Genomic DNA, 13256 nt, shown 5'->3' with positions numbered 1-13256 from the left:
CCGTCACCTGAGTGAGCGCCATCGCCGACTTCATCGCATCCGTCAACGATGTCTACTGGTACGCGGTCATCGCGCTACTCGTCATCGCCGGCCTGTACTTCTCCTTCACCACCCTGATCGTCCAGATCCGGATGTTCCCGGAGATGTTCCGGACGATCGTCGAGAAGCCCTCGGACATCGAGCCGGACAAGAAGGGCATCTCCGCCTTCCGGGCCTTCACCGTCTCCGCCGCCTCCCGCGTGGGTACGGGGAACATCGCCGGCGTCGCGATCGCGATCACGGTCGGCGGACCCGGTGCGGTGTTCTGGATGTGGATGCTGGCGATCATCGGAGGCGCCACCGCCTTCGTCGAGTCAACGCTCGCCCAGCTTTACAAGGTCCGGGGCAAGGACTCCTACATCGGCGGCCCCGCCTACTACATCCGCGACGGCCTCGGGTGGAAGCCGGTGGCGGTCGCCTTCGCGGTGATCATCACCGTGACCTACGGCTTCGTCTTCAACGCCGTCCAGGCCAACTCGATCTCCGCCTCCGTGCGCAATCAGTTCGGCCTCGAGGGGCTCGGGTCCGGCCTGGTCATCGGCGTCGTGCTGGCACTGGTGGTGGGCGCGGTGATCTTCGGCGGTATCCGGCGACTGTCCGCGGTCACCGAGATCGTGGTCCCGCTCATGGCGATCGCCTACATCGTCGTCGCCCTCGTGGTGGTGGCGATCAACATCACCGAGGTCCCGGAGATGATCTCCCTGATCGTCGGCCACGCCCTGGGCTTCCGCGAGGTCGCGGGCGCCGCGATCGGCGCGGCCATCATGCAGGGCATGCGTCGTGGCCTGTTCTCCAACGAGGCCGGCATGGGCTCGGTGCCCAACGCGGCGGCCACCGCGTCCGTCTCCCACCCCGTCAAGCAGGGCCTGGTGCAGGCGCTCGGCGTCTACTTCGACACGCTGGTCGTGTGCTCGGCGACCGCGTTCATCATCCTGCTCGCCAACCCGGAGTTCGGCGGCGACCGCGAGGGCATCACCCTCACCCAGGACTCACTGGCCTCACAGGTCGGCGACTGGGGCGTGCCCTTCCTCATGGTGGTCATCTTCTTCCTCGCCTTCTCCTCGATCCTCGGCAACTCCTACTACGGCGAGGCCAACATCCGCTTCCTGCGCGAGAGCCCCGTGGCCCTGCGGGTCTTCCGCGTGCTGGTCATCCTGGCCGTGCTCGGTGGCTGCCTCGGTTCGGTCGACCTCATCTGGAACATGGCGGACCTGTTCATGGGCGTCATGGCCACCATCAACCTCATCGCGATCATCCCGCTCAGCGGTCTCGCGGTGGCCCTGCTGCAGCACTACCTGCGGCAGAAGGCCAAGGGCCACAACCCGGTGTTCCACCGTGACGACCTGCCGCAGGCCCGGAACGTCACGTCCTGGGACGGTTCCGATCCGATGACCCTGCAGCACGTCGCCGACGAGGCGCGCGACGTCGAACCGAAGGGATGAGCCACCCGGCACCGGCCGCGCACTCCCCCGTGTACGAGCGTTTCGCCGCCCTGCCCAAGGCGCACCTGCACGTCCACCTCGAGGCCGCGATGCGCGCCGCCACGATGCGCGAGTGGTGTGCCGAGGACGGCGTGGAGGTCCCGCCGCTCGTCGAGTTCCCCGACTTCACCCGCTTCCTCGACGCCTACGGCCTGCTCATCTCGCTCCTGCACACCCCGGAGCGGGTCGGTCGGCTGCTCGACGAGGTGGTGGCCGACGCCTCCGCACAGGGCGTCGTGGCACTCGAGTTCGCCTCCATCCCGGACAAGTCGGCCGCCTTCGACACGGCCGAGGACGCTCTGGGGTTCATCCTCCCCGCCGCCGCGGAGGCCGGCCGGCGCCACGGGGTGTGGACCGGCGCCATCGTGAGCATCGACCGCGGTGCCGGGCGCGCGCACGCGCTGGAGGCCGCCCGGCTTGCAGCGCGGTTCGCCGACCGTGGGGTCGTGGCCGTGGGCCTCGTGGCCGATGAACGTGGCAATCCCGTGGCCGGGGCGGCGGAAGCCTTTGCGATCGCCCGCGATGCCGGTCTGAGCGTGGTGCCCCACGCAGGGGAACTCGCCGGACCCGAGGAGGTGCGTTCCGCGCTGCGGCTGGGCGTCGACCGCATCCAGCACGGGGTCCGGGCCGCCGAGGACCCCCGGCTGGTCCAGACGCTCGCCGCGAGCGGGGTCTGCCTGGACGTGTGCCCGAGTTCGAACGTGATCCTGGGCGTCTACCCCACGCTCGAGGACCACCCGCTCCCCGCGCTGCTCGACGCCGGGGTCCGCTGCTCGATCGGCGCCGACGACCCGCTGCTGTTCGGCGTCGACGTGGTGGACGAATACGTGCTGGCGCACGAGCGGATGGGCATCCCGGAGGCGCGGTTGGCGGGGTGCGCCCGGGCCTCGATCGACTCGTCCTTCGCGCCCGCCGAGCTCACACGCGACGCCCTCGACCGGGTGGACGCATGGGAAGCCGGGACAGCCGACCCGGCCGGCTGAGCGCTCAGGCGCCGCGGCGGATACGGTCGGCTGAGCGCTCAGGCGCCGCGGCGGATACGGTCGGCCGCGAGGATCATCGGCACCTGCAGCGGCAGGCGGCCCCACGCGATCACCTGGTAGGGCCACACCGGCTTCCGCCGCCAGGCCCGCACCATCTGCACGTTCCCGGGTAGTACCCCCACGAACAGCGCCACGGCCGCCGCCCCGCCCAGGGCCCGGGTCCGCGGCACGGCCAGCAGTGCAGCCACGGCCATCTCGGCCACGCCGGACCCGTAGGTCCACGCCCTGGCACTCCCCGGCAGCTCCGGCGGGATGAGCCCGTCGAAGGGGCGGGGCGCCACGAAGTGCAGCGCACCCATCGCCCCCAGCGCGGCGGGCATTGACCAGTACCGGACGGCGTGTGCCGTGTCGTTTAGTGCCGTGTCGTCTCCCATTCGCCCGAGACTACGGCCCCTGATCCCGGCGTTCTCACCGAACGTGCGGCAGCACTCGCTCCCCGAGCAGTCGCAACGACTCCCACGCGGCGTCGATCGGCATCCCTCCGCACAACGGGTGGCCCGCGATCAGGCCCAGTTCGCGAGCCCGGACCCGCTCGACGAGCTCGTCCGGAGTGGCCACCAGGTACACCCCCTCGGCGCGCAGCTCCTCGACCGAGCGGGCGTCGGAGTGGACGAAGGAGTTGCGACCGGAGGCCGTCTGCCAGGCACGGTAGGCCTCCGCGTCAGCGAGCAGGTAGCCACCGTACCGCTCCCAGAACTCGTCGGGATCCTGCGCGCAGAATACCGCGGCGGGACCAGAGACCGGGGTCACCACGACGCCGGGCTCATGCCCGTTCGCGCGACACTCGGCTCGGTACAACTCGGCGAGCTCCGGATCGTTGACCTGCGGTTGGTAGTGCATGCCCAGGCGACCGGCCCGACGGGCGGCCGCGCCTGCGCCGCCGAGGAAGATCAGCGGGTGCGGGTCCGAGAATGGTCTCGGTGTCACGCGCGACCGGGGCGAACCGTCGACCGGATCGTCGCCGACCGGCTCCCCCGCCCACGCCGAGAGCATCGTCTCCAACTGCTGCTCCAGCCGTGCCCCACGCCCCTTCCAGTCCCGGGAGTGCATCGCGTACTCGACCGGCCGGTACCCGAGCCCGAAGGTGAAGCTCACCCGCCCGGACGCCACATGGTCGAGCACCGCGATGTCCTCGGCCAGGCGGACCGGGTCGTACAGCGGCGTGAGCAGGGCCCACACCGCGATCTGGATCCGCTCGGTCACCGCGGCGACCGCCGCGGCCGCGATGAGCGGAGACGGGAGGTAGCCGTCCTCCGACCCGTGGTGTTCGGAGAGGTTGACGGCGTCCTGGCCCGACTCCTCCGCGTACCGGGCCATGGCGAGTGCGGCGCGGTAGCGGTCCCGCCGCTCGGCCGCGTCCGCGCCGGGCGCCCGGAAGTCGAAGCGGGTGACGACGTAGACCATCAGTCGCGGTCCATCAGACCGCAGTACCCGCGCGGGGTCCGGTGAGGACCGAGTACGCCGTGCCGCGCTCCTCACGCTCCCACCAGGTGTCGGCGTCGCCGGCGGTGCCGCCCACGCCGTCCTTGATCAGATCTCTCTTGAGAATCTTGTTGGTCGCGGTGGTGGGGAGGGCATCGGAGACCCGCACCCATCGCGGCCACGCCTTGGGGGAGAGATCGGGCTGGGAGGCCAGGAACTCCTCGAGACCGGCGGGGTCGAGTTCGCTGTCGTGCCGGACCACCACGGCCGCGGCGAGCTGGTCGCCGACGCCGCGGGGGTCGGGCAGTCCGTAGACCGCCACCCGGGAGACCGCGGGATGCCGGAGGAGGATCTCCTCGACGATTCCGGCGGCCATGTTCTCCCCGTCGACCCGCAGCCAGTCCCCGCTGCGACCGGCCATGTACACGTTGCCGTCCGCGTCGCGGTAGGCCAGGTCGCCGGACCAGTACATTCCGTCCCGCATGCGATCGGACGTGGCCTGCTCGTTGTTGTAGTAACCGGCGAAGAAGCCGGCGCCCTCGGTGTTGACCAGCTCGCCCACGCACTCGGCGAGATTGGCCACCGCTCCGGTGTCGTCGAAGATCGCTCGGGGACATTCCGTCACCGTCACCGGGTCGTACACCGCGACACCCGGGAACGGCTCGCCGATGGACTCGAGTGGCGAGTTCTCGGTCCGGACCACGATGATCGCGAGTTCGGTGGAGCCGTAGGCGTCCCGCACGGTGCAGCCGAACCGCTCGGCGAACGCGGGGATGTCCTTGGCCGCGGCCTCGTTCCCGAAGGCCGCGCGGAGGGTGGTCTCCGCGTCGTCGGGGCGAACCGGGGTGTCGAGGATGTACGCGAGCGGTTTACCCACGTAGTTCATGTACGTGACGCCGTACCTGCGGATGTCCTCGCCGAAGCGGGTCGCACTGAAGCGTCGGGCGAGCACCATCGTGGCGCCCACGGCGATCGCGGGCGAGAAGCCGCTCATGATGGCGTTGGAGTGGAACAGCGGCATGGACAGGTACAGAACGTCCTCGGCGGTGAGCTCGAAGGACGGCGCGAGCGCCTCGCCCGACATGGTGACCGTGAAGTTGCCGACCCGCACCGCTTTCGGGTCGCCGGAGGTCCCCGAGGTGAAGATGAGCATGAACGGGTCCCCGGCATCGACCACCGGGGGATCGGCCGGGGGTTCCGACGCGGCGACCGTGGCCGCCCACTCGTCGGAGTCCGTGTCGATGACACTGACATCCCCCAGGTCCAGCCCGTCGAGCAGCGGCATGAGCTGGGAGTCGGTGAGCAGGACCTGGCAGTCCGCTCGCCTGATGTCGCGGGCCAGCCCCTCACCGCGACGAGTGGCGTTGATGCCGGCGATGACGACACCTCCGAGGGCGCCGGCGGCGAGCGCATAGAGCATCTCCGGAGTGTTCTCCAGGAGGGTGCCCACGTGTCGGGGCCGGGAGTCGTCGAGCAGCGCGTCGAGGGCTCCGGCGCGGCGGTCGGCGGCCGAGATGTACTCGCGCCAGGTGACGGTCAGGTCCTCGTAGCGGATCGCCGGGGTGTCGGAGTCGGCGTGACGGCGGAGTTGTTCGCGGACGGTGTCGGCCATGGGGGTCCTCGGGGACGCAGGGGCGGTGTGATCTGGATCATAGCCAGATCAGCTGACACTCGTCAGGAAAGCTCGATCGCGGTCCGGCCGACGACGCCCGGCCCCCTCCTGTCGGCCCTGAACTGCCTGGCCGTGACCCCCCACCAGCGGCGCGCATACTGACTGAACGTCGTCACATCGTCGAGAGCCAGGGCCGAGGCGATCTGATAGAGGGGGATCTCGGTGGTGGCCAGCAATCGGGCGGCCACATCGCGGCGCACCTCGTCCCGGATCGCGGAAAAGGACGTGCCCTCGCCGGTCAGCTGCCGCTGCAGGGTCCGCGGCGAGACCGACAGGAGCGCGGCGACGTCGCCGAGGGTCGAGGTTCCGGTGTCGAGGGAGCGCAGCAGCAGGGCCCTGGTCCGCTCGGCGTAGGTCTGGTCCCGTGCGGGACCGTGTTGTTCCAGATAGCTCAGAGCCAGCTCATGGGCCATCAGGTCGCCGCCCGTGATCTCCCGGCCGAGCAGTGCGGCGGGGACGCGGAGCATCGCGGCCGTCGCGAGTGGTCTCGCCGGGGCGGAGAACAGTTCCCGGTAGCGAGCGGGCCGCGTGTTGAGCGGGTTCGGGAGCTCGACCGACAGCAGTCCGTACTCCCCCCCGAGGAGGGCGAGCATGGACCGGTGCAGGAAGAGCAGGACCATGTCGACCGCCTGGGGCGGCAGCGCGGCCGCGTCGTCGCGGTAGCCGAACCGCACCCCCAGCACACCGGGGTCCGCCTCCGGGTCCTGGACGACCGTGATCTCGAGCGACCGGGCATGGAAGAACAGATACTTGGAGGTCATCTCCAACGCCCGGGTGGTGGTCGGGGCGTGCCTGATGGCCGCGGCCACGGGGCCGAGCAGACCCAGGTCCTGACGCAACGCCACCCGCAGACCGAAGTCGGGACACCGCAGCTCGACGGCCGCTGTCTCGAGAAGGAACCCGATCGCGAGATCCTGCACCAGGATCTCGTCGCTGTCGAGAGCTCCGCCCGGCAGCCCGCTGCGCCGGGCCAGGTCGTCGGCATCGCCTCCGAGCGAATCGATCACCGCCCGGACGCCCCTCAGGCCTGCCGATCTCACGTATGCCACGTCGGAACTCTCCGCCAGATGGCGCGATAGAGCAAGCTCTTGGCGCGTTCCGGCAACTTAGTCGCCGAGATCGGGACTATCGTCCTCCCTATGACAGCCTCTGCTGACCGCCGCCCACCGGCCGGCGCACCCGAGAACCCGCTGGACCTCCTGATCGTCGGCGCCGGCATCTCCGGGATCGACCTGGCCCACCACGTCTCCACCACGTTCCCCCACTGGTCGTGGGAGGTCCACGACGCGCAGGACGACCTGGGCGGCACCTGGAACACCTTCCGCTACCCGGGGATCCGGTCGGACTCGGACATGGCCACGTTCGGTTTCCCGTTCCGCCCCTGGCCGCACTCCTCGACCCTCGGGCAGGGCGAGGAGATCAAGGAGTACATCCGGGACACCGCCCGTGACTGCGGAGTCCTCGACCGCCTGCACCTGGGGTCCTGGATCCGGAACGCCGATTGGCGCAGCGAGAAGGGCCTGTGGAAGGTCACGAGCGTCCGGGCCGAGGGCGGGAGCTCCACCGAGCGCACCGTGTGGGCCCGCCGCGTCCACTTCGGCTCCGGCTACTACTCGCACACACAGGGTTTCCGACCCGACTTCCCGGGCGAGCAGGTTTTCGCCGGCGACATCATCCACCCTCAGCAGTGGCCCGAGGGCGTCGACTACGCGGGGCGGAAGTTCATCGTGATCGGGTCCGGGGCCACCGCCGTCACCCTCGTCCCGGCCCTGGAGAACCTCGGTGCCGACGTCACGATGCTCCAGCGGACCCCGAGCTACGTCGCCCCGCTTCCCGAGAAGGACATCATCAGCGCAGTGTGGCAACGCGTGCTGCCGGCCCAACCGGCGTACCGCGCCGCCCGTTTCACCCACGGCGCTCGCGACATGGTCCAGTATCTCGTCGCTCAGCGGTTCCCCTGGGCCTTCACCCAGGGGTTGCGGCTCCTGCAACGCCGCTACATCTCCAGCGAGCAGATCGCCGAGCACTTCACGCCGTCGTACAAGCCCTGGGACCAGCGGGTGTGCAAGGCCCCCGACGGGGACATCTTCCGGGCGATGCAGCGGGGCGCGCGCGTGGTGACCGGACACATCGACACCTTCACCGAGCGCGGTATCCGCCTGCGATCGGGAGTGGAGCTCGAGGCGGACGTCATCGTCTCCGCCACCGGCCTGGAACTCGAGGCGTTCGGCGGCGGAACCCTGAGCATCGACGGTCGCGAGCTCGAGCCCGCCGACCTGACCACGTACCGCGGCATGATGCTGGCCGGCGTGCCCAACTTCAGCTTCACCGTGGGATACGTCAACGCCTCCTGGACCCTGCGGGCGGACATGGTCTCCCGCTACATGGTCAAGTTGTGGCGGGCCGGGGAGAAGAACGGGGAGAAGATCTACGCGCCGATCCCTCCCGAGGTGAAGGGCGATCGCCCCCTTCTGGACCTCGATGCCGGGTATGTCCAGCGCGGCGTACACCGCTTCCCGAGGCAGGGAACCGACCGTCCCTGGACATACGTACAGAACTACCTCGCCGAGATCCCGGAGCTGACCTTCGGTGACCAGCGCCGCGGCATGGCGTTCGACGCGCAGATCCCACAGGAGGCCGTCCGATGACCCGCCGCGTCTTCATCACCGGCGCCGCCTCGGGGCTGGGCCTGGCGCTCGCCCGCGAGTACCTCGCGGCCGGCGACGAGGTCATCCTGACCGACCTCCATGCCGAGGCCCCACCCGCCGTGAGTGACCTCTCCGGCCGGTGGAGCTACCTCAAACTCGACGTGACCGACGACGACGACTGGGCCGCCGCCGCCCGGTCGGTCGAGTCGCTCGACATCCTCATCAACAACGCTGGCATCGCGGTCGGCGGCCGGTTGGATTCCACCTCGATGGAGACGTGGAAGCGCATCGTCGACATCAATCTGCTCGGCGTGGTCCGCGGCTGCAAGGCACTGGTCCCGACGCTCGGACGAGGCGGTCGGGTCGTCATCACCGCCTCCGCCGCAGGTCTGGTGCACGCGCCTCATATGGGCGCCTACAACGCGACCAAGGCCGCGGCCGTCGCGCTGGCGGAGACCCTCGACGCCGAACTGCGCCCCCGCGGCATCAGCGCGTCCGTCATCTGCCCGCTCTTCTTCCGGTCCGGACTCGCCGATTCACTTTCCGGAGACGACCCGAAGGCCGACGAGGCGGCACGCATGCTCCTCTCCAGGACCCCCTTGACCTCCGAGAAGGTCGCCGCGCGATCGGTCCGGGCCATCCAGGCCCGGCGGTTGGTCATCACTCCGGACGCGCTGAGCACCGCCACCTGGTACTCCAAGCGGTTCACCCGGGTCCCCTTCCTGGCCGGGACACGTCTCATCGGCCGCGTGGTCGAGCGACGGGGTTGACCGCCACCATGTCGTGAGAGCCCTCTGCCATGCGGGCGTTCAATCGCCCGTGAATCATCTCGGTATAACCTTTCCTTTCCCACCTTTCGGCCCACCGTCGGGGTGATACCGAGCGCCCATTCCCCGCATTCGAAACCGAGACTGTAACCCGCTGACAAGCGACGATGCCCAGCCGGTCTGCCTTCCGTTATCAATTGGTGCATTGTAAATTCCTGAGATCAGGGCATACTGGACATAAGGAATTCGGCTTGAGCCCCCGCACCACGCTCGCCCCATTGAAGGTTCCTCCTGCACCACCCCTCTACTCCACCCTCTGCACGACCTCTCGCGAGAATCCTCGCGACTCCCCTCAGCAGGACCACACGTAAGTGGGAAATCATGACATCGGTGCACGCACCTACACACACCCGTTCTCTTCGACGCTGGCTGGTGGCGGGCATCGCACTGACGACCGTCGCCTCGATGACGATGCTCGGCACAGTCGCCTCGGCTCAGACCAGCATCAATCTCGGAACCGCAGGGTCCTATGCGGTGATCGCCGGCGCGCAGATCACCAATACCGGCCCCTCCACCATCAATGGAGATATCGGCCTGTCTCCGGGAACCGCCATCACCGGAATGGGTGCGGCGACGGTGACCGGGACGACGAACGCCACCAACGCGGCCGCCCAGCAGGCGCAGGCCGACCTGACCATCGCCTACAACCAGGCGGAGAGCCAACCGCCCAGCGACACTGCGAACTACTCCCAGATCGGCGACCTCCCCGCGCCCCTGACGAGTGGCACGTACAACGCGACCTCTTCGATGAACCTGACCGGAACCGTCACCCTCGACGGGGAGAACGACCCGAACGCGGTCTTCATCTTCCAGGCGGGCTCCACTCTGGTCACCGGGTCAGACAGTACGGTTTCGCTCATCAACGGAGCCAACCCGTGCAACGTGTTCTGGCAGGTGGGCAGCTCGGCGACTCTGGGTGTGGGCACCAACTTTGTGGGCACAGTGATGACCCTGGCCGATATCACTGCGAACACCGGCGCAACAGTGCAGGGTCGCTTGCTCGCACAAACCGCGGGAGCTGTCACCCTCGACACCAACACGATCAACATCACACCGTGCGGTGAACCCACCGTCCCGACGACGACGCCGACCACGACCGAGCCGACGGATACCACCGAGCCCACGACGCCCACCACCACCGAGACGACCGATCCGTCGACCTCCGTGCCTACGACTCCGACCACCACGGATACGACCGATCCCGACGACTCGACGACGACCACCACCACCACGGGGCCGTCCGACTCGACGACTCCGACCACCTCGGTGCCGGTTCCCACGACGACCGTCCCCAACGGCTCGTCCGTCACGCCCCTCCTCCCGATCCTGCTCCCGGCCATCCTGATCGGAGGCTCGGTCGCGGCCGCGCCGGTCGTCGGACCGATGATCGGTCAGTCGCTCGGGGATCTGGGCTTCCCATTGCCCGCCCTTCCGGACTTCCCGCCACTGGCAGGATCGGCCATGCCGGGACCGGCCCCGCTCCAGCCCGTCGCCCCCGCGCCGATGGCACCGGGCCCCGAGTCCCCCAACGGCCGCGGCGGAGAACCCGGTATCGCGGGCGGCGTCAACGGCGCGATGACCGCCAACACGGCCGTCCTCATGACCGGTTCGATGGGCGACTTCGAGCTGCCACTGCCCGCCGGAGTCAGGCTGCCCCCGTTGCCCTTGATCCGCTGATCTGACACGAGGCCGAGGCCCCGCACCGGGCGATCCGGTGCGGGGCCTCGGTCTGCTCCACGTCGACTGCGCACCCCGCTGGTGACTACCGCGCCGCCCGCGACCACCCCCTGCCCTAGGCAGACGAGGCGCGATCGCCTCTACTGTGGCGGGACACGGGATCAACAGTCAGTTCACACTGCACTCGACTCACACTGCACTCGACCACAGGGAGATCACATGGACGTCGCCGCCGTCGCCGCCACCGCACCGGACGCGCCTCTGGAGAAGACCACGATCCGGCGTCGGGAGACCGGCCCGGCCGATGTGCTGATCGAGATCGAGTACGCAGGAATCTGCCATTCCGATATCCACCACGTGCGCGGCGAGTGGGGCCAGACCGCCTACCCCGTGGCGCCCGGGCACGAGATCGTCGGCATCGTCCAGGAGGTCGGTTCCGAGGTCACCCGGCACGCGGTCGGCGACCGCGTCGGCGTCGGGTGCCTGGTGGGCGCCTGCCACGAGTGCTCGTCCTGCACCGCGGGCCAGGAGCAGGAATGCGAGCGCGGGGCTGTGGCGACCTACGGGTCCCCGCTGCCCGAGGACCATCCGGAGGGGCCCGTCACCCAGGGCGGGTACTCGACCCACATCGTGGTCGAGGAGCCCATGGTGGTGTCCGTCCCGGACGGGCTCGACCCGGCCGCGGCGGCGCCGCTCCTGTGCGCGGGGATCACCATGTTCTCGCCGCTGCGGCAGTGGAACGTCGGCCCGGGCACCAAGGTCGCCGTGCTCGGCATGGGCGGGCTCGGACACGTCGGTGTGAAGCTCGCGGTGGCGATGGGCGCCGAGGTGACGGTCCTGTCGCAGACCACCTCCAAGCGGGACGATTCGCTGCGGTACGGCGCCGTCGAGCACTACGCGACCGCCGGCGACGAGGGTAAGGCCAACCTCCGGGGACTCCGCGGCACCTTCGACGTCATCCTCAACACGGTGTCCGCGAACCTGCCACTGGACCGGTTCCTCGCCACTCTCAAGCCGCGCGGGGCGCTGGTGAACATCGGGATCCCGACCGAGCCGATGTCGGTGCGGGCCGGGTCCGTCGCCGCCGGGCGCAAGATCCTGACCGGGTCGATGATCGGCGGGATCCCCGAGACCCAGGAGATGCTCGACTTCTGCGCCGAGCACGGGATCACCGCCGAGATCGAGCTCATCTCGGCGGACAAGATCAACGAGGCCTACGACCGCGTGGTCCGGTCAGACGTGCACTACCGGTTCGTGATCGACGCCAAGACGTTCTGAGTCACCGGGACGGGGGCTCGCCGCGGTCTGACTCACCGCGGGGCGACCTGCGCGAGCAGGTCCGCGAAGTCCTCGTCCCGCGCCTGGAGGAACCGGTGCGCCTGCTCGGCGAAGTCCGCCAGCCCTGTCAGGCGCCCCGAGCTCCGGGTCGCGCACACCGCCGCGGCGCCGCACGCCCGGTCCAGGGCTGAGGCGATCGCCGACCCCCCGGGCAGCGCGGCCGCCACCCCCGCCGCGACGTGCGGGAACGCCACCTCCGCGACACGCTCACCGGACTCTCGGAACACCGCGACGGCGGCCCCGATCCTGTCCGCATCCGCTCTGATCGTCCCGTCGGGCATCTGCTCACCTCGTCGTCGTCGTGGTCATGAGGTACGACGTCCCCACCCCGCCGATCGGTTCCAGCGGACCCGGCACAGGCCGGGACCGACCCGGCCAGTCGTACCCGTGGTGTCTACTCGGGGTGTGGGAAGACCAGGCTTTCCGGCCGCCGGACCCCCGGCGACCCGCGCCCGTCCCACGACCCGGTGGCGTCGCCCGGCACCGGGACCCCTCCCGCAGAGGAGAGCACCATGTCACTCACCTGGACCCCCACCACCGACCGCGCCCTCGCGGTCGCAGCTCGCTGCCACGCCGGCCAGACCCGCAAGGACGACCCGACGCCCTACATCGCGCACCCCGTGGCGGTCGCGATGATCGTCTCCGACTTCACCGACGACCCGGACGTGGCGGTCGCCGCCCTGCTCCACGACGTCCTCGAGGACGTTCCCCCGTCGGTCTACTCGGCCGACGACATGACCGCGGAGTTCGGCGAGCGGGTCACCGAGCTCGTCCGCGGCGTCTCGGAGGAGAAGACCGCCGGAGAGCAGACCCCGCCGTGGCGCGTCCGCAAGGAGGGGTACCTCGCCGCGCTCGCGGAGGACTCCGAGGAATGCCTGCTCATCTCGGCCGCCGACAAGATCCACAACCTGCGCTCGATGGTCGCCGCCCACGAACGACTCGGTGACGACATGTGGGGGCTCTTCAACGCCGGGCCGCAGGAGAAGCTGTGGTTCTACCGATCGATCGCGGAGGCGGTCACACGACGGCTCGGTGACTGCGCGGCCTCGCGTGAGCTCCGCCGGGCGGTGGACGACCTCGCTGCCCTGGCGCCGGCGAACGGCGACTGA

Annotated in this window: 12 protein-coding genes; 7 read left to right on the top strand and 5 right to left on the bottom strand. The window is 69.7% G+C overall.

Annotated elements, in window-relative coordinates; all coding sequences use genetic code 11:
* The first annotated feature begins 11 nt into the window (after positions 1-11).
* Together ABIE38_RS08160 and add are read left to right on the top strand one after the other, a co-directional pair.
* The gene (locus ABIE38_RS08160; RefSeq protein WP_354055221.1) at positions 12-1481 is read left to right on the top strand and encodes an alanine/glycine:cation symporter family protein; all 1470 of its coding nucleotides are present in this window, start codon (positions 12-14) and stop codon (positions 1479-1481) included.
* Complete coding sequence (gene add / locus ABIE38_RS08155; RefSeq protein WP_354055220.1) at positions 1478-2503, top strand: adenosine deaminase; 1026 nt, start codon at positions 1478-1480, stop codon at positions 2501-2503. Before ABIE38_RS08160 ends, add begins: the two co-directional genes overlap by 4 nt.
* Positions 2504-2541: 38 nt before the next feature.
* On the opposite strand, the gene ABIE38_RS08150 is transcribed toward add, so the two are convergent.
* The 4 genes from ABIE38_RS08150 to ABIE38_RS08135 form a co-directional block, all read right to left on the bottom strand.
* Positions 2542-2937, bottom strand: coding sequence for a DoxX family protein (locus ABIE38_RS08150; protein ID WP_354055218.1), 396 nt, complete (start codon positions 2935-2937; stop codon positions 2542-2544).
* A gap of 34 nt (positions 2938-2971) precedes the next feature.
* Complete coding sequence (locus tag ABIE38_RS08145) at positions 2972-3967, bottom strand: LLM class flavin-dependent oxidoreductase (RefSeq protein WP_354055216.1); 996 nt, start codon at positions 3965-3967, stop codon at positions 2972-2974.
* Between the two features lie 13 nt (positions 3968-3980).
* Positions 3981-5597 (bottom strand): AMP-binding protein, encoded by a 1617-nt coding sequence (locus tag ABIE38_RS08140; protein ID WP_354055214.1) that lies wholly within the window; start codon positions 5595-5597, stop codon positions 3981-3983.
* A 62-nt stretch (positions 5598-5659) separates the two neighbouring features.
* Entirely contained in the window at positions 5660-6706 is a 1047-nt protein-coding gene (locus ABIE38_RS08135; RefSeq protein WP_354055212.1) for an AraC family transcriptional regulator, read from the bottom strand.
* A 90-nt stretch (positions 6707-6796) separates the two neighbouring features.
* Between ABIE38_RS08135 and ABIE38_RS08130 the strand changes: the two genes are divergently transcribed.
* The 4 genes from ABIE38_RS08130 (at position 6797) to ABIE38_RS08115 (ending at position 12087) form a co-directional block, all read left to right on the top strand.
* Entirely contained in the window at positions 6797-8305 is a 1509-nt protein-coding gene (locus ABIE38_RS08130; RefSeq protein ID WP_354055210.1) for a flavin-containing monooxygenase, read from the top strand.
* Positions 8302-9075, top strand: coding sequence for an SDR family NAD(P)-dependent oxidoreductase (locus ABIE38_RS08125; RefSeq protein ID WP_354055208.1), 774 nt, complete (start codon positions 8302-8304; stop codon positions 9073-9075). The genes ABIE38_RS08130 and ABIE38_RS08125 overlap by 4 nt, the downstream gene beginning before the upstream one ends.
* Positions 9076-9462: 387 nt before the next feature.
* A complete protein-coding gene (locus tag ABIE38_RS08120) occupies positions 9463-10809 on the top strand; it encodes an ice-binding family protein (RefSeq protein ID WP_354055207.1) in 1347 nt (448 codons plus the stop codon).
* 219 nt (positions 10810-11028) lie between these two features.
* Positions 11029-12087, top strand: a complete 1059-nt coding sequence (locus ABIE38_RS08115; RefSeq protein WP_354055205.1) for an NAD(P)-dependent alcohol dehydrogenase — start codon at positions 11029-11031, stop codon at positions 12085-12087.
* A 32-nt stretch (positions 12088-12119) separates the two neighbouring features.
* On the opposite strand, the gene ABIE38_RS08110 is transcribed toward ABIE38_RS08115, so the two are convergent.
* On the bottom strand, positions 12120-12428 hold the full coding sequence (locus ABIE38_RS08110) for a hypothetical protein (RefSeq protein WP_354055203.1): 309 nt from the start codon (positions 12426-12428) through the stop codon (positions 12120-12122).
* Positions 12429-12659: 231 nt separating this feature from the next.
* Here ABIE38_RS08110 and ABIE38_RS08105 point away from each other — a divergent pair, with 231 nt between their 5' ends.
* Positions 12660-13256 (top strand): HD domain-containing protein, encoded by a 597-nt coding sequence (locus ABIE38_RS08105; RefSeq protein ID WP_354055202.1) that lies wholly within the window; start codon positions 12660-12662, stop codon positions 13254-13256.

This window comes from Dietzia sp. 2505, assembly GCF_040546785.1.
GTDB lineage: Bacteria > Actinomycetota > Actinomycetes > Mycobacteriales > Mycobacteriaceae > Dietzia.
Note: the sequence above shows the minus strand (reverse complement) of the source record. Positions and strands in the feature narration are given on the sequence as shown.